We start from the raw sequence: 22,904 nt of genomic DNA, 5'->3' as shown, positions 1-22,904 counted from the left end.
CAGAGCCGGGTCGCCGCCGGGGTGCTGACGGCCGGGCACGCCCGCGCCCTGCTGGGCGCGCCGGACGCCGAGCGGCAGGAGCAGCTGGCCAAGCGCACCGTGGGGGTGGGCCGGCCGCCGCGTCAGTGCGCCGGGCGAGTGGGCGCGCCGGCGGAACCGTGGACCAGGTCGGTCGGGTTCTCGACGTCGGGGAGCGGCGTCGCCGCGGGCGAAGGAGTGACGGCCGCTGGGGGCGGTGTGGCGGCGCGGGTCGCGGGCGGTGGCGTGGCGGCCGGGGCCGTTCGGGGTGGTGCCAGGGTGGCCGTGCCCGGGGCCGCCGGGGCGGTCGGCGAAGCGGCCGCCGTGGTGGGGCCCGGGGCCGTCGGAGCAACGGTCGGGGCCGCCGTGGAAGGCGGTGCCGTGGCGGCGGTGGGGGCCACGGGCGGAATGGGCGGCTGGTTGTCGCCGCCCTTGTCCGCATCGCAGGCCGAGGCGGCTCCGAGCGTGGTGAGGACGAGCACGGCCATCCCCACGACTCTGTGTAGGTGCATGGGGTGGGATCTCCCGGTTCTGGCGGACGGTGTGGCCGTGAGACGACCTCCCTGCGCATTCGGTTCCGTCGGTGCCGCTCCCACCTTCCTGGCTGAAATTCCGTTGCCCTGAACTGATTTCACAGAATTGGCTTTAACCATTCGTTACGCCGATTCCCTTCCCAGCGTCCCATGGCACCGGCCAGGCTTCCCTCTGCTCACGTCGGGGAGCGCGACCGCGCCCCCCGGATGTCCAGGGAGGACGCACCTTGCCGAACAGGCAACGACGGCTGCTCATGAGCGCCGTCACGCTCACCGCACTCGGCCTGACCACCACTCAGGCCCTCGCCGCACCCGGCCCGCAGACCGCGCCCCAGCCGCACCCGGTGCAGCACCTGACCGAGATCGGCCAGAAGCACGCACAGAAGGTCAAGGGCCGGGCCGCGGCCGGTCAGGCCTCCTCCGCCAAGGCCTTCTCCGCGAACGCCTCCGCTTCCCTCGCCGAGTCCGGTGCGGACGAGAGCGACGAGGCCGAGAACTCCGCCGAGGGCACCGCGCAGTACACCGAGGCCCGCACCGCTCCCGGCGTGGTCGCCCCCGGCGCGTACGGTGCGGCGTGGGCGCAGCTCCAGTCGCTGCCGCACACGCCCGGCGCCTGGGACCACGTGACGAACAAGCCGTACAACGGCGACGACCCGCGCTACCGCGACGTCAACTCCAACTCCAGCGGCGGCGCCGGCTTCGTCACCGGCCGGATCACCGGCCTCGCGGCCGACAACGACGGCTACGTGTACGCGGGCGGCGCGAACGGCGGTGTGTTCCGCTCCCGCACCGGCGGCGGCCACTGGGAGGCGATCGCCGACAAGCTGCCGACGTTGTCCACCGGCACCCTGAACCTCGACGGCGGCGGGCGGCTCTGGTACGCCACCGGCGAGTCCAACACCGGCGCGACCTCGTACGTGGGGACGGGCGTCTACGTGCTCGCGGACCCGAAGCACGGCGAGTTCCAGCCCGGGAACCGGGTCGGCGGCGCCGAGCTGGAGTCCACCACCATCCACTCCCTGCGGTTCGCCGGCGACAAGGTGTGGGCGGCGACCAGCCGGGGTGTGTGGAGCCACTCCGCCACCACCCTGTCCGGACCGTGGACGCTGGAGTTCGCGCCCAACCCGGACTACCTGCCCGGTGGTTCGAAGGCCGCCGACCCCGCCGCGCCGTACAAGAACATCGCCAACGACGTCGCGATCGACCCCAAGGACCCGGGCAAGGTGGTCCTGGCGGTCGGCTGGCGCGGCGGCGACACCTACAACGGCTTCTACAGCAAGGCCGCGGACGGCACTTGGCAGCGGGTGGCCTCGCTGGGCGAGCTGCCGACCGACGCCGCCAACGTCGGCAACGTGACCTTCGCCCGCTCGGCCGACGGCTCGCGCTACTACGCCATCGACCAGTCCCCGGACGTCATGGCGCACAACCCGGACACCGGCCTCAAGGGCGTCTACGTCTCCAAGTCCGGCTCCCCGCTGGGTCCGTGGACCCTCGTCGCGGACAAGGACAAGCTCAAGGGCTCCGGCTCGGCGCTCCAGGACGACGGCTACCAGCCCGGTATCCAGTCCTGGTACAACCAGTTCCTCCAGGTCGACCCGGCCAACCCGGACCACGTCTGGGCGGGCCTGGAGGAGGTCTTCGAGACCACCGACGGCGGTGCCAACTGGGCCACCATCGCCCCGTACTGGAACAACGGCTTCCCCTGCTGGAGCATCGACCCGGCCAAGCAGACCGGCGACTGCTCCCCCACCACCCACTCCGACCAGCACGCCGTCGCCGTCGGCGGCTCCCACGGCAAGGCCTCCGTCTACGTCGGCAACGACGGCGGCGTCTACACCCGGCCGGTCAACGGCCAGTTGGACACCTGGGGCCACGGCAAGGACTGGAAGTCCCTCAACGACGGCACGATCGACACCCTGCAGTACTACTCGGTGGGCGTCGGCAAGGACCCGGCGGACCGCTCCGGCCGGGGCGTCATCGTCAGCGGCGGCCTCCAGGACAACGGCGAGTCGATCCTGCGCGCCCACGACAAGGTGATGGGCTCCAACTTCGGCGGTGACGGCGCAGACACCATCGTCGACCCGGCCAACGGCTGCAACATCGCCGAGGAGTACGTCTACCTCGACATGTGGGTCACTCAGAACTGCGCCGTCAACGACGGAAGCTGGACGAAGGACCCGAGCAAGGCCACCTCCTACGAGGTCGCCCCGCCGGACAAGGACCTCGGCGGCGCCGGTGCGCGCTTCATCGCCCCGATCACCAGCGACCCGAAGGACATCAACACCTGGATCGCCGGCGGCCGGCACGTCTGGGTCCAGCACAAGGGCTTCGCGATCCGCAGCGGCAGCGAGTGGACCGCCGCGTACGACCTCGGCGCGGGCCACGTCGCCACCGCCGTCGCCACCGTCAACGGCACCGTGTACGCGGGCTGGTGCGGGCCCTGCAACAACGTCGGCTTCAGCCGCGGCATCGCCGTCGGCAAGACCGACGGCACCGGCTGGCACCAGTTGAACCTGCCGGTGGACGGCACCCTGCCCAACCGGTACGTCTCCTCGTTCGCCGTCGACGAGAACGACGCGCAGCACGTCCTCGTCTCCTTCTCCGGCTTCTCGCGGGCGTGGACCGAGGGCCCCGGCGCCGGCATCGGACACCTCTTCGAGACCCGCGACGGCGGCGCCAGCTGGACCGACGTCTCGGCCAACCTGCCGGACGTCCCCGCCACCTCGGTGAAGATCCTGCCCAACGGCGGCCTGGCCCTGGGTACCGACCTGGCCGCCTTCTACCGCGCGCCCGGCACCACCGACTGGCGCGTCCTCGGCCGCAACCTGCCCACCACCTCGGTCCAGCAGCTCAAGCTCGGCCCCGACGGCAAGCTCTACGCCGCCACCTTCGGCCGCGGCATCTGGTCCTTCGACCTGCGCCGCCTCGGCCACGGCCGGTACGACGAGACCGACGACTGATCCCCCGACCGGTCGATCCGACCGGTCGATCCGACCGGTCGAATCGCCAGGTCGTCACCGCGGCGGCGTCAGTTCCTCCCCTGCTCCTGGAGGATCTGCGCCGCCGCGCGGACCCGGTCCGTGATCCGGCGGCGGTAGTCGCCCAGGGCCTGGGCGTGGCTCTCGATGTACCGGGTGTCGTAGGCGCACTGCACGGCCAGCGCGATGCCGACGAGGTTGGTCGACAGCTTGCACGCGACGTCGTCCGCGGCCTGCTTCAGCTCCTCCGGCGCGTGCTCCACGGTGACCGTGCCGTTGCGCTCGGTCGCCTTCGGCAGCGGGCCGGTGTCGGCCAGGACGTCCAGCGGGGTGGCGTAGGTGTAGCCCCTGGCCTTCATGCAGCCGCTCCAGGCGGCGTAGGCGGCACGCACGCGCGGGTCGTCGGTGGGCGTGCCGGGGCCGTGGTCCGGCAGGGCCTTCGGGTCCGGGACGGGCAGCGCGCCCCCGGTGGCGCGCACGCTCTCGCCCTTGCAGCCCCCGGCGGGGACCGGCTTTCCGGCGTAGGCGGAGACCGCGTTCCCCACCTGGTCCGTCCCGTGCTCCACCGTCATCGCCTCCGGTGACGGCGGGGCGCCCGACGGCGCGGCCGGCCCGGACGCCGGGGGGAGCCGGTCGTAGCCGGTCACCGCGGCCCGTGCCGGGTCGAAGAACCCGTACAGCGGCGCGTGCGTGCGGTCGTACCGCAGGGCCTGCTCGTCGAACCCGATGAGGTCGGTGGCCACCGGCGGCAGTCCGAACTCCCGCATGCACGTCGCGTTCAGGGCGTTCGCGGCGGACTGGAGGGTGGCGACCTCCTCCGGCGTCACCAGGTACTGGTCGATGGGCCGGGCGATCTGCTCGACCGTCGTGACGGTCGGCACCGGCCCGACGGCGGGCGCCGCCCCGGCGGAGGTCGAGGCCGGCCCGCAGCCGGCCACGGCCGCCGCCGACACCGCGGCCGACACCGCCAGAGCGAGCAGCCCGACCGCCCGTCGTGTCCTACCGTTCATGGCGAACCGTCCTTCGAAGCGGCGGCGGGCGCCAGGACCGCGCCTGGCGCCCGTCGCGGTGGAGGCGAGGACTAGGACCAGATGTTGACCGAGTAGGTGGTCGAGTTCATGTCCACGTACGGCGTGATGTTCCACGGGTTGAACCGTGCGCCGGTGTCGCGGCCACCGCTGGTGTAGTAGTTGGTGTAGCCGGTGTTGACGCCCGAGCCCACGGCGGAGGTGCCGGTCATCCAGACGCTGAGCGTCGTCGACCCGCTGCCCGTGAAGCCGAAACACCGCACGGCGTGGTAGTTGCCGGGGCCGCCGGAGTAGACCGTCACCCCGCGGTACTGGGACGCGGCGCAGTCGATCGGCTTGACCTCGGCGCTGGCCGGCGAGGCCAGGGCAACGGTCCCGGCGAGGATGCCACCCACGAGAGCGGTGGCGGCGAGCTTGCGGCTGATCTTCACGGCGTTCTCCCCTTGTCTTGGCAGTCCGTGGCCGCGCTCCGGTCGTGCCCGGTGCTCTCCGGCCCGGCTTCAGGAAACCCCACCCTGGAACCCCTGGCCAGCGCCCTCCAGCGATCGTGAACGGCCGCTCCACGGTCCCTCGTGGCCCGCCTCGGCGGGCTGCCCGCGGCGGGCTGCCCGACCGGCGGGATGGGAGGAGCATCGCAAGTGGGGGGAGCCGCACGTGAGGAGGCGGACGCCATGATCGTCGACTGCGCACACTACCGGGACGGGCGTCGCCAGCACGAAGGCCCGATGCCCCTGGAAGAGGCGGCGGCACACTGCGCGCAGGGCGGGTTCGTCTGGCTGGGCGTGTTCGAGCCGGGCCCGGAGGAGCTGGCCCAGGTGCGCGAGTACTTCGGGCTGCACGAGCTCGCCATCGAGGACGCCCAGGCCTTCCACCTGCGGCCGAAGGCCGAGCAGTACGAGGACGGCACGGAGCTGATCATCCTGCGCACCGCGCGTTACGACGACGAGCGCGAGGAGGTCGACACCGGCGAGATCAGCATCTTCCTCTCCCAGCACTTCGTGATCACCGTCCGCCAGGGCATCGCCAGCGGGCTGGCCGGTGCCCGGCGCCGTCTCGAAGGCCGCCCCGAGCTGCTGCGGGCGGGCAGCGCCGCGACGCTCTGGGCGATCTTCGACCAGGTCGTCGACAGCTACGCGCCGGTCGTGGCGGAGCTCGAACGCGACATCGAGCAGATCGAGGCCACCGTGTTCTCCGGGGCGGTCGCCCCGACCGAACGGATCTACTTCCTGCGCCGCGAGGCCACCGACTTCTACCGCGCCGTGCACCCGCTGCTCGCGGTGCTCGCCCGACGGCTGCAGCCCGGCCGGGCGCCGGCCGAACTCCTGCCGTACTTCCGGGACGTCCACGACCACCTGCTGCTGGTCAACGAGGAGGTCGCCGCCCAACGCGACCTGCTGGCCACCGTCCTGGAGGCGAACATCGCGGTGATCTCGGTCGAACAGAACAAGATCACCCTCCGACAGAGCGCCACCATGGAACGCCTGACCATCCTGGCCACGGTGTTCCTGCCGCTGTCCTTCGTGGTCGGCTTCTTCGGCCAGAACTTCGGCTGGCTGGACGACCACCTCAGCGGCCTCCCGGCGTTCCTCGCCCTCAGCGGCGGCGGCCTGCTGCTGCCCTCCCTGCTGCTGTACCTCTGGCTGCACCGACGACCCACCGAGCCGACCCCACCGCTACCCGGGGTGGACACCCGGGCGGAGCCCGGACGCACGGCGTCCCCGCGTGCCCACGGCAAGCCGTGAGGCTCCCGATCTTGCCGGACACCCGCTCCCTCCCCGGCATCCCGGCTACGCTGGCCGTGATCAGGCGCAAGATCGAACGAGGGGGGTACACCCATGCCGTACGAGACCGGCGCGAGGGTGAGGCTGACCAGGGATGTGCAGCTCACCGCGGACGACGCAGCGGCCAGGACCGGCCTCCCCGGTCCGCTGTTCCTGGCCGAGGGCCTGTCGGGCGTCGTCACGGGCTCGGCCATGGAAGCCGGCGGCCCGGCCCAGGACGGGCTCGCGGCCTTCGACCAGCAGATCCGGGGCGGCCGGTACGACAGCTTCACGAACAGCCTGATCGACAACCTCCGTCAGCAGGTCGTCCGGCACAGCGCGTACGACGCCGGAGCCGGCGCTCGGATCAGGTACCGGGTGCGCTTCGAGAACGGGTTCGTGCTCGCCGGCCTCGAAGAGGACTGGCTGACCGGAGCCTGAGCACCTGCCCCGCGCCCCCGCTCCGGCGTACGGTCGTCAGAGCCGCTCGGGCTCCGGGACATCGCCCCGCGGAGCCGGTTCGCCGCGGCGGACGGCCCCGGGGGCCCGGCGGGCCGGGTGGTCGGCCCGGGGGGCGGAGGACAGCTGCCAGGGCACGCTGATCACCATCACGCCCGGGGTGAACAGCAGCCGGCTCTTCAGCCACAGGGCCGACTGGTTGTGCAGCAGGTGCTCCCACCAGTGGCCGACCACGTACTCCGGGATGAAGACGGCGACCACCTCGCGCGCATTGCTCCGCCGGTACTCCCGCACGTACTGCACCACCGGCTTGGTGATCTCCCGGTACGGCGACTCCAGCACCTTCAACGGCACCGCGACGTCGAACTCGTCCCACCGGATCGCCAGCTCCCGGGTGTCGTCCCGCTCCACCGAGACCGTGACGGCCTCCAGGGAGTCCGGCCGGAACGCCTGCGCGTAGCCCAGCGCCCGTAGCGTCGCCTTGTGCAGCTTGGACACCAGCACGATCCCGTGCACCTTCGACGGCCGCACCGCCTCCTCCTGCGGGTCGACGATCGCGAGCTCGTCCGAGACCGCGTCGTAGTGCCGCCGGATGCCCCGCATCATCAGCCAGAGCACGACGGCCGCCACCACGGCCAGCCAGGCTCCCTGGGTGAACTTGGTGATCAGCACGATGACCAGCACCAGCGCGGTGGTGACCGCCCCCAGCCCGTTGATCACCCGGGAGCGCTGGGCGGCGCCGCGCACGGCCGGGTCGGTCTCGGCGCGCAGCACGTCGTTCCAGTGCCGGACCATGCCGATCTGGGAGAGCGTGAAGGAGGTGAAGACGCCGAGGATGTACAGGTGGATCAGGCTGGTGACGTTCGCGTCGTAGCCCCAGAGCAGCGCGCCGGCCACCACCGCGAGCGCGATGATGCCGTTGGAGAAGGCCAGCCGGTCGCCGCGGGTGTGCATCTGCCGGGGCAGGTAGCGGTGCTCGGCCAGGATCGAGGCCAGCAGCGGGAAGCCGTTGAAGGCGGTGTTGGCCGCCAGGACCAGCACCAACGCGGTGACCGCCTGGATGAAGTAGAACGGCACGCTGTTGTCCCCGCCGAGGAAGGTCGACGCCAGCTGCGCGATGACGGTCTGCTGGGTGTAGCCGTGGCAGTCGCCGGGGATCCCGACGAGCCGGCAGGCGTCGTCCACGTAGTGCACGTGCGAGGTCATCGCGAGCGCGGTGACACCGGCGAACATCACGACCGCCGTCAGCCCCATCACGGACATCGTGGTGGCGGCGTTCCTCGACTTCGGCGCCCGGAAGGCCGGCACCCCGTTGGAGATCGCCTCCACCCCGGTCAGCGCCGTACAGCCGGACGCGAACGCCCGCAGGCCCAGCATCAGCAGCCCGAACCCGGCCAGGGTGTCCTTGGCGTCCTCCGGGCTGATGCCGAACGCCGCGCTCGGCGACTGCGGGTCGTCGCCGAACAGCACCCGGACCGCGCCGGTGGCCACCATCAGCAGGATGCCGCCGATGAACAGGTACGTCGGCGCGGCGAAGGCCTTGCCGGACTCGCGCACGCCGCGCAGGTTCATCGCCGTCAGCAGGACGACGAAGCCGATCGCCATCGGCACCCGGTAGTCGGCGAGGCCGTTGAACGCGGAGATGATGTTGTCCACGCCGGACGCCACCGACACCGCGACCGTCATCACGTAGTCGACCAGCAGCGAGGCCGCCACCACCAGGCCGGCGTTCGCCCCGAGGTTCTTCGACACCACCTCGTACGAGCCGCCACCGCTCGGGTAGGCGTGCACCACCTGCCGGTACGACAGGACCACCACGGCCATCAACGCGATGACGGCCGCCCCGATCCACGGGGTCAGGTAGAGGAAGGCGGTGCCGCCGAGGGTGAGCACCAGCAGGATCTCGCCGGTCGCGTAGGCGACCGAGGAGAGCGGGTCGGAGGCGAAGATCGGCAGCGCCAGCCGCTTGGGCAGCAGCGTCTCGCCCAACTCCTCGCTGCGCATCGCCCGACCGATCACGAGGCGTTTGAGCACCTGCGGCAGGTTGAACACACTTGCGAGCGTAGGCGGCCACGGGTCGGCCCGACGCCCACCGGGCGCAGGCGTAGGCCGTTCGAGCGCATGCGGTGGCCCCCGGGGTCCGTCGCCCGCCACAGTCAGATCTTCAGGACCCGCAACCGCACCCGTCGTCGCGGCCACGCGGCGGGCACGGAGGTGGCCAGCGCCGCAACGGTGAACAGGGCGAGATGACCGGCTTCCGCGCCCGACCAGCCGAGTTCGGCGTAGCGGTGTTCGGTGAAGCCGTTGAAGAAGAGCCAGGCGGAGAATGCCGTGAGCGGCGCGGCCTGCGGCCGGGAGAGGACCCCCGCCAGGGCGCAGAGCGCGGTGTACGCGCCCACCGCGAGCCATCCGACCCGCACCCCGACGCCCAGGGCGAGGCCGGCGGCGAGCACGGCCGCCGCGACCAGCACGACGGCGACGGACGCACCGAGCGACAGTCGCCGGAGCACCGGGTAGTAGGTGCGGCCGCCGGGCCGGGCGGAGTACATCTGCACGAACGGGAACTCCTCGGGCCACTCGTACCGGTTCGGCCGACGAACGCCGGCGGTGCGGTCCCCCAGCAAAGAACTCGAACAGGAGGGGAGGCCTGTCCTTGACGCGATCCTTACGCGCGTGGGCGGCATCCGAACGCAACCTTGACGGCGCGCCCCACCGCGCCGATCCACCGCCTCACCGGCCGGGTACCTCCGCAGCTCGGTGATCCACGCGCGGAGCGCTCGGGCAGGGCGTCAGCGGGACGAGCGGCGCGGGTCCGCCGGTCGGGCCTCCGCCGGCCCTGACGCCGTGTCGACTCCCCGGGCCCATCTCCTGACGATCCCCTGACGTCGAAGCCCCGGCCGGCTCCTGCTCCCCGTCCCCTCCGGTCAGGCGAACTCGCGCAGGCGCGGTCGTACTCCCAGTGCGGTCAGGGCGAGCGCCGCCGCCAGGGCGGCCGCGCCCAGGGCGGCGGTGGTGGTGTCGAGGTCGTCGTCGGTGGCGGCGACCGCGCTCTCGAAGGCGCGCTGGTTGATCGCCTGGGTGTCGTCGAGGGCGGCGCTGAGCACGCCGAAATCGGCGTTGGACTGGCCCGGGGTGAGGCCGGTGTTGAAGGTGACCGCCTCCTTGAGCCTGCCTTGGGCGTTCAGTTCACGGATCTTCCGGTCGTCCCGCTGGTACTGCTGGAAGGCGGTCAGCACCCGCTCCGCCGCGTCCTGTTCACCGGCGAAGGTGATGTTGCGCAGTTCGTCGCCGAGGTAGCCGCCGAAGCCCACCTGGCCGTGGTCGGCCCGGTGCCGGTCGACCTCCTCGGCGAGCCGGGCGTTGTAGGTGGCGAGGGTGGCACCGGCGACCCGGGCGAAGGCCTGGGTCTTGTCGAGGAAGCCCTGCTCGTAGGCGGCCGCCCGGGCCCGGTCGGTCAGATAGCGGCTCTCGTCGGCGTTGAGGTCGTACGCCACCGCGCGCGCCCTGCTCAGGGCGATCACCGAGTCGAAGGAGTTGTTCTTCGCCACCACCAGCTGGTGGTCCGCTCGGGAGGTCAGCGTCAGCACGGTGACCAGCCCGGCCAGGGCGAGCACGGTGGTGACGGCCAACGGCACGTTCACCAGCCGCTGGAAGCGCACCGTGAGCAGGCGTTGCAGCAGCCCGAGGGCGGCCAGGGCGAGCAGGCCGGTGACCAGGATGCCCCACCAGCCGCCGCCGAGGGCGTCGCGCTGGTCGCTGTAGTGGCGTTCGACGACGGCCGCGTTGGCCTTGGTCACCTCGTCGACGGCCGGCAGCAGGCGCTGCCGCAGCAGGTCGGTGGCCTGCCGGTAGGCCGCGAGGGCCTCGGCGGACGGGCGGCCGGCCGGGGCGTGGGCCTGTTCCTCCAGCAGCTGGGCACGGGCCACCAGGGCCTGGTAGTGGCCGAGTTCACCGATGACGGTCTGCACCGCCCGCTGCCCGGCCGCATCGCCGGCCACCGCCTCGGCGACGCGCTGGAGGTCGGTGTCGGCCTGGGCGCGGCGCTGCTCGTAGGTGTCCAGGGTGTCCTTGCGCAGCGCCGCGTAGTCCGGATCAGCTCCGAACAGCAGCAGGTTGGCGGCCTGCGCGTCCAGGTCGTTGAGCGCGAAGTAGAGGTCGGCCGAACGCACCACCTGCGGGGCGGCCCGGTGACCGATCACGTCCGTACCGTCCCGGGCGCCGGCCAGCACGGTGGCGCTCGCCGTCCCGGCGGCGAGCAGCGCCGCCAGGCAGAGCCCGGTGAGCCCGCGCACCAGGCGGGGGGTGGTCCACCACTGGCGGCTGCGCCAGGAGCGACCGGGCCAGTGGCGGGGGGCGCGCGACGCGGGGAGCGGTTCGGCCGTCTCCTGTCGCGCCGTCTCCGACGCGATCGTTTCCCCTATGACGGCCGTACCACCCGACGTACCCGTTGGCATCGCCGCGCGCCCCCTTACCCTGTGTTTCACTGGCCGCCGAACCTTCCCCCGGAGAAACCGCCGGGGCCGGGATTCGGCACACGGTCCGCCGCCAGACCCCACGCCCGGACGACGAACCGTTTCTTCGCAGATCACGCTAGGTGCGGTCGAACGTCCTTCCGCACGCCCTGACGCGTCCTTGACGTGCCCGGCAGCCGTCTTGACGAAGCCTTGGCGGTCTCAGCAGGTGATCGTCCACTGCTGTTCGGCGGACCCGTCAGAGGTCCACACGCCGAGCTTCTCGTCCCCGTGGCAGGTCGGACGGTCCTGGTCCCTCCACGCGGCGACAGCGTTCGAGCCCGGACATGCCACGGGTCCCCGAGGCCCGCCGTCCGCACAGCCGGACGACGGCCGCCGCACCCTCGGCCGCCGCGCGCCGACGCTCCCGTACAGCGGGAGCAGCGCGGTGTCGCACCGGCCGGGGTTGAGGCTCACCGCGGTGATGCCGGAGCCCTCGGGGGCCATGTCACGGGTGTCCATGGTGAGGGCGAGCTGGGACTGCGCGTAGGCGGCGACGCGCGAGTACTTCTTGACCCGGTGCGGGTCGGACCAAAATCCGGCCGTCGCCGACGGTGGCCCCGGCACGGGGAACGGAGTGGCCGGTGGCGCCGCGGCTCTCGTACTGGGGCTGATCGCCGTCCCCCTCGGCCGGCGTGCCCGGGCCCTGTCTGAACCGGCGGCTCGCCACGGGCGGTGATTGAAGTCGATCGGGTGCGAACGTACAGTGGCGGCGCCCTCTGGAACGTCGAATTCACCGAAGCCGAGGAGCCCGACCATGACCGACGCCACCGACTTCCTCGCCCTGTCCGAACTCCTCACCGGGGAGACGGACTTGGACGAGCAACTCGCCGAGGCCTACCGTGGCCGGCTCGCCGCCGGCTACGCCCAGGACCTCGCCGCCCTGCTCACCGCCTACCGCGCCGCCGCCTCCCAGGGCAACCCGCTCGGCGCGTTGACCACCGCCGTCAACGCCGACCCCAAACTCGCCCGGGTCACCCGGGAGACCGTCACCGTCTGGTACACCGGCCAGTTCACCAAGCCGGACGAGACGCCCGATGCGCCCGCGACCCCGCAGCAGTACCAGGCGGGCCTGATCTGGCAGGTCATCAAGGCCCACCCGCTCGCCACCGCCCCCGTGCCCCCGGCCGCCAGCGGCTACGGCTACTGGACCCAGCACCCCTGAGCCGAGGAGACCACCCCCATGAACGCCCCCGTGAACGCCCCGGCGGACCCGAACGCCCCCTTCGACGTGGTGATCGTCGGCGCCGGTGTGGCCGGCGCCCTCGCCGCCTGCCGGCTCGCGACCAGCCGGCCCGGCGCCCGCATCCTCATCCTGGAGGCGGGGAACAACCCCGCGAACGCCGCCGAGCGCGCCGCCTTCGTCGACACCTACCAGGTCTCCCCCACCAAGAGCGTCCCCTCCCCGTACGCCGAACTGCCCAACAACAAGCAGAAGTTCGCCCCCTCCTCCGACGGCGTCCCAGACTTCGCCGTCATGAACCAGTACTACGACGAGACCGGGCCGGACGTCTTCGCCAGCGGCTTCCAGCGGATGATCGGCGGCAGCACCTGGGCCTGGCGGGGCAACACCCCCCGCTTCGTCCCGAACGACTTCCAGCTGAAGACCAAGTACGGCGTCGGGGTCGACTGGCCGTTCGGCTACGACGAGTTGGAGCCCTACTACGCGCAGGCCGAGAACGAGCTCGGCATCTCCGGCAACGCCAACGAGTGGGTCGGCATCACCCCGCGCAGCGGCGACTACCCGATGCCCGGCATGGCCCCCAGCTACGGCGACGAGCTCGTCCGCACCGCGCTGTCGACGATCAAGCCGATCGACGGCATCCCGGTGAAGATCGTCACCACCCCGCAGGCCCGCAACTCCCAGCCCTACCGCGGCCGCAGCGCCTGTCAGGGCAACTCCAGCTGCATCCCGGTCTGCCCCGCCGGCGCCAAGTACGACGCCTCCGTCCACGTCAACAAGGCCCGCGACGAGCTCGGCGTCGAGCTGCGGACGGCCGGCGTGGCCACGAAGATCGTCCCGCCGGCCGGCGACGGCCAGCCGTACACCGTGGTGTACCGCGACTGGACCGTCGCCGACCCCGCGCAGCAGCAGAAGCAACTCACCGCCCGGCACGTGGTGCTGGCCCTCAACGCCATCGAGACGCCCAAGCTCTGGCTGCTCTCCGGCCTCGACAACAGCAGCGACCAGGTCGGGCGCAATCTGATGGACCATCACTCCGCCGAGATGGTCGGCCTGTTCGGCCAGCCCGTCTACCCCTTCCGCGGACCGCAGTCCGCGCTCGGCGTCGACACCTTCCGCGACGGCGACTTCCGGAAGAACAACGGCGCCTTCCGGATGACCATCGGCAACGACGGCTGGGGGCGCAGCGGTTCGCCCGAGAAGACCCTGCAGAGCTTCCTGTGGGACGACACCAACAAGAAGATCAAGCTGATCGGCAAGCCCTTGCAACAGGCCGTCGCCGACAAGGTCACCCGGATGCTGCGGATCAGCATCTCCACCGAACAGCTCCCCAGCCCGGACAACCGCGTCACGCTCTCCGACAAGACCGACGCGCTCGGCGTCCCCCACCCGAAGATCGCCTACAAGCTGGACGACTACTCCAAGCGTGCCCTCGCCTACGGCCACAGCGTCAGCCGGCGGATGTGGCAGCACCTGGAGGACACCGCGGGCGCCACCCGGGTCGACCCCCTCCAGCCAACCCTCAAGTACAACGGCGCGGGTCACCTCATGGGCACCATGCGGATGGGCGACAAGGCCACGGCCGTCGTGGACGCCTGGGGCAACTCCCACGACCACCCGGGCATCTGGATCGTCGGCTCCGCCGTCTTCCCCACCGGCGGCACCGCCAACCCCACCCTCACCGTCGCCGCCCTCACCCTGCGCACCGCCGACGCCCTCGCCGCCGCGCTCTGACCCGCCCGAGTGACCACGGCGTGGCGTGCGGCCGGGTACGGCGGGCCACGCCGTGACGGACGGCCGGGTGCGGCGCGCCACGCCGTGACGGTCGCGGCCGGGTACGCCCACGGCTCAGGGCCGGGCGCCGTGCCGCCCCCGCCCCCGGGTGCTCAGGGCAGGGCCCGGTCGCGGCGCCGGAGCCACTGGCGCCCGAGGTACCCGGCGGCGAGGTGCGCGGCCAGGCCCGCCGCCGTCACGGCCAGGCCGAGCTTGGTGCCGAGCCACAGGTGGAGCGCGAGGCCGCCGACGGCGAGGGGCAGGGCGAGGATCCGCAGGGCGCGGAGGCCGCCCGGTGGCCGGTTCACGCCGGGTCCTGGCGGGCGGCGGGTCGGACGGCCGTGACGTGGCGCAGCCACGGTCGCAGGTCGCCGACGGCGAGGTCGGTGAATCCGGCGTCGCGGACCAGGGCCGTCAGTTGCCCGATCGGGTTGTGCTCCATGGCCGGCCCGGCGGCGGCGCCGACGAGGTGGCGGCCGATCCGGCTGCTGGGCGGGCGGAAGTCGGCGACCAGCAGCCGGCCGCCCGGGCGGCAGACCCGGTACATCTCCGCCAGCGCCTGCGACCTCGCCTCGGCGGGCAGGTGGTGGATCATCAGGCTGCTGACGACCACGTCGAAGGAGGCGTCCGGGGCCGCCAAGCCCTCCGCGATGCCGCGCTCGAAGGTGCAGCCGGCGAGGCCGGTGGCGAGGTGGCGGGCGTGGTCGACGACCTGGGTGGAGGGGTCGATGCCGAGGGCCGTGCCGTTCGGCGCGACGGCGGCGGCCATCCGCCGGGTCAGGTAGCCGGTGCCGCAGCCCACGTCGAGCACCCGGTCGCCGGGCCGGGCACCGCTGAGGGCGGCGAGCCGGGTGAAGGCCCGGTCCCGGCGGCCGCCGAAGGCGATGGTGGTGAACAGTTCGTAGCCGCGGCCGTGGCCGATGGCCGTGCCGTCGGTGTCGTACTGGGGGTCTCCGTGCAGCAGGCGTCCGAGCGCCATCTTCCGCTCCTTACTTAGTTCCGACTAAGTAATCCGGAGCTTAGTCGCGACTAAGTCATCCGGCAAGGGAGCCTCTAGGATGATCAGGTGACCGAGCTCAACCCCGCCGAGAGCAACCCCACCGCGAACGGCCCCGCCGCGAGCAACCCCACCGCGAGCCGCCCCGCCGGCCCGCGCCGGACCCGCCTGAGCGCGGACGAGCGCCGCGCCTCGATCCTGGCCGCCGCCGTCGAGGTCTTCGCCGAACACGGCTACCAGCGCGGCAAGGTCTCCGAAGTGGCCGCCCGCATCGGCGTCACCGAACCGGTGGTCTTCCAGAACTTCAAGTCCAAGGCCGGGCTCTTCACCGCCGTCGTGGCCCACGCCGCCGACCGCGTCTGCGCCGAACTGGACGAGGCCGCCGCCGGTGTCCCGGTGGTCGCCCTGCTCACCGAGCTCACCTCCCCCGCCCACCTCGACCGGCTGCACGCGCGGGGAGCGATCGGCGTGCTCTTCGCCGACTCGGTCGCCGCCACGGCGGACCCAGCCGTCGCCGAGGCCGGCCGGGCGGCCGTACGCCGGATCGCCGAGGGCCTCGCCGCCCTGCTCCGCCGGGGTCAGGCCACCGGAGAACTCCGCGCCGACACCGATCCCGACGCGGCGGCCTGGCTGCTGATCTCCCTGGTCTCCGCACGGCCGCTCCGGCTCGCCGCCCTGCCGGAGCTGTCGCGCGACCACATCGAACGCGAACTCGCCGCGATGACCGCACAGTTGATCGCACCGCCCGGCGACTGAGCAGCACCGAGCACCGCGGCCCCGGTCAGCCGCCCGGGCAGAGGCGGGCCAGCGCGGCGTGGTCCGGGCTGCCCGGAGGGGCCTGGTAGAGGGTGATGCGCTGGCCCTGGTCGCCGTGGCGGAGGATCTCGGAGGTCAGGGTGAGCACGCCCGCCGTCGGATGGTGGAAGGTCTTCGCCTCGCCCCGGCGCTCGCGGACCTCGTGGCGGGCCCAGAGCGCGCCGAACTCCGGGCAGCCGTCGGTCAGTTCGTCGACGAGGGCACGCAGCTGCGGGGACTGCGGGTCGTGGGCGGTCACGCTGTGCAGGTTGGCCACCGTGCCCGGCGCCAACTCCGCCCAGTCCGGGAAGAGTTCACGCGCCGCCGGGTGCCGGAAGAAGTACCGCACGGTGTTCCGGCGCTCCTCCGGCCAGTCGGCCAGCCCGACGAACAGGGCCAGCGCCTCCGGGTTGGCGGCCAGCACGTCGCTGTACCGGCTGAGCACGTACGCCGGGAACGGCCGTACCGTCTCCAGCAGTTGACGGATCCCCGGCCGGACGTCCCGCGGCCCGGCGGTCGGCCCGGCTTCCGTCGGCGCTCCCGTCGCAACCTCCGTCGGCACCCGGGTCGGCACCCGCTGCGCCGCGTGCTGGGCCAGCGCGAACAGGTGCGCGCACTCCTCCTCGTTCAGCCGCAGCACGGCCGCGAGCGCGTGCAGCACGCCCGCGCTCGGGTTGCGTTCGCGGCCCTGTTCCAGCCGGTTGTAGTAGTCCACGCTCACGCCCGCGAGCGCCGCCAGCTCCTCCCGCCGCAGCCCCGGCGCCCGGCGTCGGCCGCCGCTCGGCAGCCCGACGTCGGCCGGGGCGAGTCCGGCCCGCCTGGCCCGTAGGAAGTCCCCCATCCGTACCTGGTCGCTCACGCGCTCCTCCGTCCCCCGTGGGTGGCCCTGATACTGCCAGGTACCGCACGGCCTTCTCCGCCCGGGCCGGACGCAGCAGGCTGGACGACGAAAGGAAGCAGGAACAACGCCACGAAGGAGCAGCACGATGGGTTTCGACCGCACGTCCACCGCCGCCGAGGTGATCGCCGGACACGACCTCACCGGCACCGAGGCGATCGTCACCGGCGGCGCCGCCGGTCTCGGCGCGGAGACCGTACGGGCCCTGGCCACGGCGGGTGCCCGGGTGGTGATCGCCGCCCGCGACGCCGCGCGCGGCGAGGCCGCCGCCGAGCGGCTGCGTCCCCGCAGCGGCGGCGGAAAGGTCGAGTTCCGGCCGCTCGATCTGGCCTCGCTCGCCTCGGTCCGCGCCTTCGCCGCCGACTACCTGGCCACCGGCCGCCCGCTGCACCTGCTGGTGAACAACGCGGGCGTGATGGCCACGCCGCTGACCCGCACGGCGGACGGGTTCGAGTCCCAGTTCGGCGTCAACCACCTCGGCCACTTCGCCCTCACCACCGGTCTGTTGCCCGCGCTGCGGGCGGCCGACGGGGCCCGCGTGGTGGTGCTGTCCTCCCGGGCGCACCGGCGCGGGGACGTCGACTTCGCGGACCCCGACTACCGGCACCGCCCGTACGACCCGTGGGAGGCGTACGGCCGGTCGAAGACCGCCAACGGCCTGTTCGCGGTCGGCCTGACCAGCCGTCACCAGGCCGAGGGCATCACCGCCAACGCGGTCATGCCCGGCGCGATCATGACCGACCTGCAACGGCACGTGGCCGCGGACGAGCTGCGCGGCATGGGCTGGACCGACGAGCAGGGCGTACCGCGTACCGACCTGCCCGGCTGGAAGACGGTCGAACAGGGCGCCGCCACCTCGGTGTGGGCCGCCACCGCGCCCGAGTTGGCCGGGGTCGGCGGCCGGTACCTCGACAACTGCGGGATCGCCCGGCCGTGGACGGTCGACGAGGTGCCGCCGACCGGACACTACCTGCCCCGCCTCCTGGACCCGGAGCGCGCGGACCGGCTCTGGGAGCTGTCGCTGCGCCGCACCGGCGCGGCCTGAGCGTACCCAGGCCGCGGCGGTCCGAGCGGGTGCTACCGCTTCAGCGCCACGCCGGCGTAGAAGGAGACCTGCGCGTCGGTGACGGTGTCCGGGAGGAGGCCGGTGGAGTCGTCGGTGTCGTCGGGCTGCCAGCGGTGGGCGGGCACGATGCCGGGGTCGAGGAGGTCCAGGCCGTCGAAGAAGGTGGCGAACTCGGCCTTGGGGCGCAGCCGCAGGGACGTGCCGGCCTGGTTGTAGATCTCCTCGACCTTGGAGGCACCGGGCGGGTCGAGCTCGGCGGTGGCGTGCGAGAGGACCAGGGCGGAGCCCGCCGGCAGCGGGTCCAGGAGGTGCTTGACGATGGCGTGGGCGTCGGCCAGGTCGGGGACGAAGTGGAGCAGGGCCACCATCGAGAGGACCACGGGCTGGTCCAGGTCGAGGGTCCGGGCCACCTCGGGGGTGGCCAGGATCGCGGCCGGGTCGCGGACGTCGCCGTGGACGTAGGCGGTGCGGCCCTGGGGGGTGCTGGTCATCAGGGCGCGGGAGTGGGCCAGCACGACGGGGTCGTTGTCGGCGTAGACCACGCGGGCCCGGGGCTCCACGGACTGGGCGACCTCGTGCAGGTTGGGCGAGGTCGGGATGCCGGTGCCGATGTCCAGCCACTGGCGCAGGCCGCGCCGGGCCAGGGCTCTGGTGGCGCGGTGCATGAAGGTGCGGTTGGCCCGCACGGCGGTGCGCATGGTGGGGAAGGCGGTGAGCACGCGCTCGGCGGCTTCGCGGTCGACCGCGAAGTTGTCCTTGCCGCCGAGGAAGTAGTCGTACATCCGGGCGCTGTGCGGGATGTCCTGGCGGATGTGCGGGACGGTCGCTCCGCCGGACCCGGGCTCGGTGGCCGTCATCCAGGTCTCGTCCCTACTCATTCCCGCTCCCTCAACTGTGATCACGTCAGGTCCGCCGCAGTCTAACCAACTCGGTCGTATCCCATGGCAAGTCGGTCGGATCCAGCTGCATTTCGATCAGGAGCGTTGGCCCAGAACCGACCGGACCGACCGGACCGACCGGGCCCGCGGACATGGCCCGCCGGCCCGGCCGGTCCGCGGTCACTCGTTGCTGCCCTTCACCAGCGGCGAGAGGGCGACCGTGACACCGCTGGTGTAGCCCCGGTTCGCGCTGTCGCCGGCGCCGTCGAGGAGCGCCTGGAGGTCGGCCGGGCTGAGGTTGGCGGTGCGCCCGGCGTCCCGGACGGCCTGCTGAACACCGGTCACCACGTTGCTCTGGCCCTCGGCGACGTAGCCGCGGGCCTGCTGCCGGCCGTCCTCGGTGGTGTTGATCTCGTTGGCCTTGACCACGGCGTCGGTCATCGAGTCGACCAGGCCCGGCAGCTTGTCGCCGAACGGCACCTTGTCCGCGACCAGGCCGAGGGTCTTGCCGAACACCTCCTTGGCGTAGCCGCCGTTGCGCTCCACCGCGGCGTTGTACGCCTGGTCGGACGCGGCGTGCTGGTTGTGCACCTCGTCGATCCGCGCCTCGCCGAGGATGCCGCTGACCACCCCGCCGGCGTAGGCGGCGTGGGTGACGTGCTCGTTGGTCTTCCAGTCGACCGGCCCGCCGCCGACGATCTGGCCTTGCACGAGGGCGGAGGTGTAGGCCTGGCCGGCGTTGGCCACGATGCCGTAGGAGTCCGGGTCGCGCCCGAGCGCGTCCAGGAGCCCCAGCGTGTGCGCCTTGTCGAGGCCGGCCGCGGCACCGTTGACGGGCAGGCTGACGGTGTCGGACACCGACCGCTGCACGTCCCCCATGTAGTCGGCGCTCATCCGCGCCAGGCTCGACCGCAGCGGGGTGAGCTTGCCGTCGCCCTTGAGGTCGTCCAGCACGCCGCCGTCGCCGTGGGTGCCGAAGGTGTCCACCACCCGGCGCATCAGGTCGGCCTGGTCGTCGGTGTGCTTGGGCGGCGGGACGGGGCCCGGCTGGTCGTACGGGTGGCCGCTGGTGGCCGCCTCCAGGGCGTGGCCGAGGGCGGCCGGACCGGCCTTGGTGGTGTCGAGCCAGTGCTGCTTGTCGGTGGTGTCCGAAGCCCAGTACTTGTCGTGCGCGTAGTAGCCGAGGTAGTCCGCCGGTTTGACGGCGCCGCCGGGATTGACGGTGCCGTCGGCGTTGTAGGCGGTCGGCGGCTGGTGGAAGAACTGGGTGGCCGCCTCGGGGCTGTGCCCGAGGGCGGTCAGGATCGCGGTGGTCGGCTGGAACCCGACCCCGTCCTGCCGGTCGCCGAGCAGGTTGAAGCCGCGTCGCGCACCGTCCGGCGGGAACGGGCCCGGCCAGTGGCCGTTCTTCAGCGCGGCGTCCAGCTGGGTGACGTGCTCGGCGATCGGGTTGAGGAAGTGCGGGTCGTAGCTGCCGGTCGCCAGGATGCCGGAGAGCACCTGGTAGCCGTACGGGGCGAACTGCGGGCCGTGCGCGGGGCCCAGCTGCTGGCCGCCGGCCCGGCGCAGGGCGGCGGCCCAGTCGTCGGACAGGTGCGGCTGGTTGCTCTGGCGGGTGGCGGTGGCCAGGTTGAGCCCGAGGTTCTGTTGCAGCTCCCGGTACGCCGCCCAGCGGGCGTCGTTCGCGGTGGTGTAGTGCTTCGGGTCGCCGACCATGCTGTTCCAGGACTTGATCAGGCCGTCCGGGCCGAGGTCCTGGTAGAACCGGGTGGCGAACGCCGGGTCGTTCGCGTGCGCGGCCAACAGCGAGTTGAGCTCGGTGAGTTCGGGGTCGCTGATGTCCCCGCCCCGGGCAGCGAGCCGGGCGGCGCGCTTGCCGTCCGCGTCCGGGCCGCCGCCGATCGCCTGGCCGTTGAAGGCGTGGTCCTGGCCGGTGGAGGTGTCGGAGTTCAGGGCGTAGGCGATCCGCTCGTCGGCGGCGGTGGCCTCGGCGACGGCGGCGTCGATCGCCTGCCGGAAGACGGCGGCGGTGTCGCTCCACTCCTTCACGTAGTCCGCGTAGGCGCCCGGGTCGTGGTGGGTGGCCGCGTCCGCCCCCGGCCAGCTGATGGTGCCGGTGTCGGTGACGGTCAGCTTGGCGGCCCGGGCGTCGCCGACGGCCTTGTCCAGCTTGGCCCTGGCCGCCTTGAACTCGGTCGCGGCGTCCTGGAAGATCGAGGCGAGCGCGGTCGCCTCGGTCACCGCGTCGGTCAGCTGGTCGTTGGTGCGCTTGAGCCCGGCTCGCGCCAGGGCGGCCGCGGGACCGTTCCAGCAGGCGGAGTCGACCTTGCCGGTCACCGTGGTGTTCCAGTCCTGGTCCAGGGCCTTGAGTTTCTGCGCGACGGTGTTCCAGGCGGTGGCGGCGCTGTCCAGGGCGCCGAAGTCGGCGGTGCTCAGTTCGTGGAAGTCGACCATGTCCGTCCCTCCGCTCAGGCGCCCAGGTCGGACTTCACGGCCGACTCGTTCCGCTGGTAGTTGGCCGTGCTGGAGCGCAGCGCCTGGGTGGTCTGGCCGATCGTCTGGCCGAGCGCGTCGACGCACTGGTCCCAGGTGGCGGCGGCGGCCTTGGCTGCCTGGCCGGTGGCCCAGTGGGCGAGCGAGGTGGCGACCTTGGCGGTGGCCTCGTCGGCGGCGCGGCCGTCGCCGTTCAGCCGGCCGTGGATCTGGTCGGCGTTGTTGCCCGCGATGGTGAGCGTGTCCAGGTCGGCGGAGACGATGTCGCCGCCACCGCCGGGCGCCTGGGCCGAGTTGAGCCTGGTCCCGGCGGGCGCCCCGCCCCGGGCGGCCTCCTGGGCCCGGGCCTGCGCGGTGAGGTTGCCGTCGGCGTCGTAGGCCCACGGGTTCATCATCCGGTCGAACTCGGTTGCCCGATCCGACATGTCGATCGTTCCCCCTCAGTGCCGGGCTCGCCCGGCGTCCCCGTTGGTGAAGCACTCGGTGGTGGTCGTGGTGCGGGTTCATCTTGCTTGCCGCATATGGTGGTTGTGTTGCGGCCCGGTCCGCAACCCGCACCGACCGCGGGCCGGAAGACGGACGCGGATCAGGAGGCCCCGGCCCGCACCCGGTGAACCGCCTCGGTCAGCACCGCGCCCAGCGGCAGACCGACCCGGGCCTCGGCCAGCTCGTCGCCGCGGGTCGCACCCTGGTTGACGATCACGACCGGCGTGCCCGCGCGGGCGGCCCGGCGGACGAAGCGCAGGCCCGACATGACCGTGAGGGACGAGCCGAGGACCAGCAACGCCTGTGCGGCGTCGACGAGTTCACAGCAGCGCTGGACCCGGGGCTTGGGCACGCTCTCCCCGAAGAAGACCACGTCCGGCTTGAGCGCTCCCCCGCAGGCCCTACAGGGCGCGACCCGGAAGCCGTCCACCAGCCCCGGCGACAGCTCGGCGTCGCCGTCCGGGTTGACCCGGCCCGGCCCGTCCCGGAACCCGGCGTTCAGCGCCTCCAGCCGCAGGTCCAGCTCCTGGCGCGAGCTGAGGCGCCCGCACCCCAGGCACACCACCCGGTGCAGGCCGCCGTGCAGTTCCACGGCCGTCCGGGTACCGGCCGCACGGTGCAGACCGTCCACGTTCTGGGTGATCACCGCCGACACGTGGCCCGACCGCCGCAGCTGCTCCACCGCCCGGTGCCCCGCGTTCGGCTCGGCCCGCGCGATCGTGCGCCAGCCGACGTGACTGCGCGCCCAGTACCGGCGGCGGGCCGCCTCGCTGCCGGTGAACTCCTGGTACGTCATCGGCGAGCCGCGCCGCCGGCTGCCGGTCTCGCCCCGGTAGTCGGGGATGCCGGACTCGGTCGACAGCCCCGCACCGCTGAGCACGACCACCCCCCGCCCGGCCAGCAGCCGCACCAGCGCCGCCAGCCCGGCCGCATCGGCCGCGCCGGCCGCCGTACCGCCGAGACTCGTCGCGGGCACACCCATGCCGTCCAGGGTAGAACCGGCCTGCCGACTCCTCGACCGGGCTTTCCCCGAGGACTTCTCGTCGAT

The 22,904-nt window shown here is 72.8% G+C and carries 22 protein-coding genes; 8 read left to right on the top strand and 14 right to left on the bottom strand.

Annotated elements, in window-relative coordinates; genetic code table 11:
• Nucleotides 1–122: 122 nt before the first annotated feature.
• Complete coding sequence (locus ABTY15_RS24695; RefSeq protein ID WP_350599205.1) at nucleotides 123–506, bottom strand: hypothetical protein; 384 nt, start codon at nucleotides 504–506, stop codon at nucleotides 123–125.
• Between the two features lie 299 nt (nucleotides 507–805).
• On the opposite strand from ABTY15_RS24695, the gene ABTY15_RS24690 reads away from it, so the two are divergent.
• Nucleotides 806–3,511 (top strand): glycosyl hydrolase, encoded by a 2,706-nt coding sequence (locus tag ABTY15_RS24690; RefSeq protein ID WP_350599202.1) that lies wholly within the window; start codon nucleotides 806–808, stop codon nucleotides 3,509–3,511.
• Nucleotides 3,512–3,579: 68 nt separating this feature from the next.
• On the opposite strand, the gene ABTY15_RS24685 is transcribed toward ABTY15_RS24690, so the two are convergent.
• Together ABTY15_RS24685 and ABTY15_RS24680 are read right to left on the bottom strand one after the other, a co-directional pair.
• Nucleotides 3,580–4,539 (bottom strand): hypothetical protein, encoded by a 960-nt coding sequence (locus ABTY15_RS24685; RefSeq protein ID WP_350599167.1) that lies wholly within the window; start codon nucleotides 4,537–4,539, stop codon nucleotides 3,580–3,582.
• A gap of 71 nt (nucleotides 4,540–4,610) precedes the next feature.
• Nucleotides 4,611–4,988, bottom strand: coding sequence for a hypothetical protein (locus tag ABTY15_RS24680; RefSeq protein WP_350599159.1), 378 nt, complete (start codon nucleotides 4,986–4,988; stop codon nucleotides 4,611–4,613).
• Nucleotides 4,989–5,228: 240 nt separating this feature from the next.
• Here ABTY15_RS24680 and ABTY15_RS24675 point away from each other — a divergent pair, with 240 nt between their 5' ends.
• Nucleotides 5,229–6,299, top strand: a complete 1,071-nt coding sequence (locus ABTY15_RS24675) for a magnesium and cobalt transport protein CorA (protein ID WP_350599154.1) — start codon at nucleotides 5,229–5,231, stop codon at nucleotides 6,297–6,299.
• 93 nt (nucleotides 6,300–6,392) lie between these two features.
• On the top strand, nucleotides 6,393–6,758 hold the full coding sequence (locus ABTY15_RS24670; protein WP_350599146.1) for a hypothetical protein: 366 nt from the start codon (nucleotides 6,393–6,395) through the stop codon (nucleotides 6,756–6,758).
• Nucleotides 6,759–6,794: 36 nt separating this feature from the next.
• On the opposite strand, the gene ABTY15_RS24665 is transcribed toward ABTY15_RS24670, so the two are convergent.
• The 4 genes from ABTY15_RS24665 to ABTY15_RS24650 all read right to left on the bottom strand — a co-directional run bounded on the left by ABTY15_RS24665 (nucleotide 6,795) and on the right by ABTY15_RS24650 (nucleotide 11,854).
• Entirely contained in the window at nucleotides 6,795–8,828 is a 2,034-nt protein-coding gene (locus ABTY15_RS24665; protein ID WP_502893579.1) for an APC family permease, read from the bottom strand.
• 104 nt (nucleotides 8,829–8,932) lie between these two features.
• Entirely contained in the window at nucleotides 8,933–9,331 is a 399-nt protein-coding gene (locus ABTY15_RS24660; protein WP_350599140.1) for a hypothetical protein, read from the bottom strand.
• Between the two features lie 369 nt (nucleotides 9,332–9,700).
• The gene (locus tag ABTY15_RS24655) at nucleotides 9,701–11,068 is read right to left on the bottom strand and encodes a GlnX family signal transduction membrane protein (RefSeq protein WP_350599134.1); all 1,368 of its coding nucleotides are present in this window, start codon (nucleotides 11,066–11,068) and stop codon (nucleotides 9,701–9,703) included.
• Between the two features lie 381 nt (nucleotides 11,069–11,449).
• Nucleotides 11,450–11,854 carry a hypothetical protein gene (locus tag ABTY15_RS24650; RefSeq protein WP_350599129.1) on the bottom strand — a complete coding sequence of 135 codons (405 nt, stop codon included), beginning with the start codon at nucleotides 11,852–11,854 and terminating at the stop codon, nucleotides 11,450–11,452.
• A 10-nt stretch (nucleotides 11,855–11,864) separates the two neighbouring features.
• Between ABTY15_RS24650 and ABTY15_RS24645 the strand changes: the two genes are divergently transcribed.
• The 3 genes from ABTY15_RS24645 to ABTY15_RS24635 are packed head-to-tail and all read left to right on the top strand — an operon-like array spanning nucleotide 11,865 to nucleotide 14,204.
• Entirely contained in the window at nucleotides 11,865–11,966 is a 102-nt protein-coding gene (locus ABTY15_RS24645; protein ID WP_350599126.1) for a hypothetical protein, read from the top strand.
• A 27-nt stretch (nucleotides 11,967–11,993) separates the two neighbouring features.
• Entirely contained in the window at nucleotides 11,994–12,452 is a 459-nt protein-coding gene (locus ABTY15_RS24640; RefSeq protein ID WP_350599120.1) for a sugar dehydrogenase complex small subunit, read from the top strand.
• Between the two features lie 18 nt (nucleotides 12,453–12,470).
• Complete coding sequence (locus ABTY15_RS24635; protein ID WP_350599117.1) at nucleotides 12,471–14,204, top strand: GMC family oxidoreductase; 1,734 nt, start codon at nucleotides 12,471–12,473, stop codon at nucleotides 14,202–14,204.
• Between the two features lie 152 nt (nucleotides 14,205–14,356).
• Here ABTY15_RS24635 and ABTY15_RS24630 read toward each other — a convergent pair whose 3' ends face one another.
• Both ABTY15_RS24630 and ABTY15_RS24625 read right to left on the bottom strand, forming a co-directional pair.
• Nucleotides 14,357–14,551: a hypothetical protein gene (locus ABTY15_RS24630; RefSeq protein ID WP_350599112.1), complete on the bottom strand. Its 195-nt coding sequence runs from the start codon at nucleotides 14,549–14,551 to the stop codon at nucleotides 14,357–14,359.
• Nucleotides 14,548–15,222, bottom strand: coding sequence for a class I SAM-dependent methyltransferase (locus ABTY15_RS24625; RefSeq protein WP_350599109.1), 675 nt, complete (start codon nucleotides 15,220–15,222; stop codon nucleotides 14,548–14,550). Before ABTY15_RS24625 ends, ABTY15_RS24630 begins: the two co-directional genes overlap by 4 nt.
• Nucleotides 15,223–15,309: 87 nt before the next feature.
• Between ABTY15_RS24625 and ABTY15_RS24620 the strand changes: the two genes are divergently transcribed.
• Nucleotides 15,310–15,996, top strand: coding sequence for a TetR/AcrR family transcriptional regulator (locus tag ABTY15_RS24620; RefSeq protein WP_350599104.1), 687 nt, complete (start codon nucleotides 15,310–15,312; stop codon nucleotides 15,994–15,996).
• Between the two features lie 25 nt (nucleotides 15,997–16,021).
• Here the strand turns inward: ABTY15_RS24620 and ABTY15_RS24615 are convergent, their stop codons facing one another.
• On the bottom strand, nucleotides 16,022–16,894 hold the full coding sequence (locus ABTY15_RS24615; RefSeq protein WP_350599099.1) for a helix-turn-helix domain-containing protein: 873 nt from the start codon (nucleotides 16,892–16,894) through the stop codon (nucleotides 16,022–16,024).
• Nucleotides 16,895–17,021: 127 nt separating this feature from the next.
• On the opposite strand from ABTY15_RS24615, the gene ABTY15_RS24610 reads away from it, so the two are divergent.
• Nucleotides 17,022–17,978 carry an SDR family NAD(P)-dependent oxidoreductase gene (locus ABTY15_RS24610; RefSeq protein WP_350599094.1) on the top strand — a complete coding sequence of 319 codons (957 nt, stop codon included), beginning with the start codon at nucleotides 17,022–17,024 and terminating at the stop codon, nucleotides 17,976–17,978.
• Between the two features lie 32 nt (nucleotides 17,979–18,010).
• Here the strand turns inward: ABTY15_RS24610 and ABTY15_RS24605 are convergent, their stop codons facing one another.
• From ABTY15_RS24605 to ABTY15_RS24590, 4 genes are all read right to left on the bottom strand, one after another.
• Nucleotides 18,011–18,877, bottom strand: a complete 867-nt coding sequence (locus tag ABTY15_RS24605; protein ID WP_502893578.1) for an SAM-dependent methyltransferase — start codon at nucleotides 18,875–18,877, stop codon at nucleotides 18,011–18,013.
• Nucleotides 18,878–19,057: 180 nt separating this feature from the next.
• The gene (locus ABTY15_RS24600) at nucleotides 19,058–21,331 is read right to left on the bottom strand and encodes a hypothetical protein (protein WP_350599090.1); all 2,274 of its coding nucleotides are present in this window, start codon (nucleotides 21,329–21,331) and stop codon (nucleotides 19,058–19,060) included.
• Nucleotides 21,332–21,345: 14 nt separating this feature from the next.
• Nucleotides 21,346–21,795, bottom strand: coding sequence for a hypothetical protein (locus ABTY15_RS24595; protein WP_350599087.1), 450 nt, complete (start codon nucleotides 21,793–21,795; stop codon nucleotides 21,346–21,348).
• Nucleotides 21,796–21,956: 161 nt separating this feature from the next.
• Entirely contained in the window at nucleotides 21,957–22,838 is an 882-nt protein-coding gene (locus tag ABTY15_RS24590) for an NAD-dependent protein deacetylase (RefSeq protein ID WP_350599083.1), read from the bottom strand.
• Nucleotides 22,839–22,904 lie beyond the last annotated feature (66 nt).

This window comes from Kitasatospora sp. NPDC097643 (assembly GCF_040302625.1).
In the GTDB taxonomy this organism is placed as follows: Bacteria; Actinomycetota; Actinomycetes; order Streptomycetales; family Streptomycetaceae; genus Kitasatospora.
The sequence above is the reverse complement of the archived record's forward strand: the minus strand, read 5'-3'. Positions and strand labels throughout refer to the sequence as shown.

Bases quoted from the DNA above. Each gene is read 5' to 3' on its own strand.
- ABTY15_RS24635 (WP_350599117.1), top strand. From the start codon at position 12,471: ATGAACGCCCCCGTGAACGCCCCGGCGGACCCGAACGCCCCCTTCGAC.
- ABTY15_RS24595 (WP_350599087.1), bottom strand. From the start codon at position 21,795: ATGTCGGATCGGGCAACCGAGTTCGACCGGATGATGAACCCGTGGGCC.
- ABTY15_RS24675 (WP_350599154.1), top strand. From the start codon at position 5,229: ATGATCGTCGACTGCGCACACTACCGGGACGGGCGTCGCCAGCACGAA.
- ABTY15_RS24600 (WP_350599090.1), bottom strand. From the start codon at position 21,331: ATGGTCGACTTCCACGAACTGAGCACCGCCGACTTCGGCGCCCTGGAC.
- ABTY15_RS24690 (WP_350599202.1), top strand. From the start codon at position 806: ATGAGCGCCGTCACGCTCACCGCACTCGGCCTGACCACCACTCAGGCC.
- ABTY15_RS24590 (WP_350599083.1), bottom strand. From the start codon at position 22,838: ATGGGTGTGCCCGCGACGAGTCTCGGCGGTACGGCGGCCGGCGCGGCC.
- ABTY15_RS24610 (WP_350599094.1), top strand. From the start codon at position 17,022: ATGGGTTTCGACCGCACGTCCACCGCCGCCGAGGTGATCGCCGGACAC.
- ABTY15_RS24625 (WP_350599109.1), bottom strand. From the start codon at position 15,222: ATGGCGCTCGGACGCCTGCTGCACGGAGACCCCCAGTACGACACCGAC.
- ABTY15_RS24685 (WP_350599167.1), bottom strand. From the start codon at position 4,539: ATGAACGGTAGGACACGACGGGCGGTCGGGCTGCTCGCTCTGGCGGTG.
- ABTY15_RS24605 (WP_502893578.1), bottom strand. From the start codon at position 18,877: ATGAGTAGGGACGAGACCTGGATGACGGCCACCGAGCCCGGGTCCGGC.
- ABTY15_RS24670 (WP_350599146.1), top strand. From the start codon at position 6,393: ATGCCGTACGAGACCGGCGCGAGGGTGAGGCTGACCAGGGATGTGCAG.
- ABTY15_RS24695 (WP_350599205.1), bottom strand. From the start codon at position 506: ATGGCCGTGCTCGTCCTCACCACGCTCGGAGCCGCCTCGGCCTGCGAT.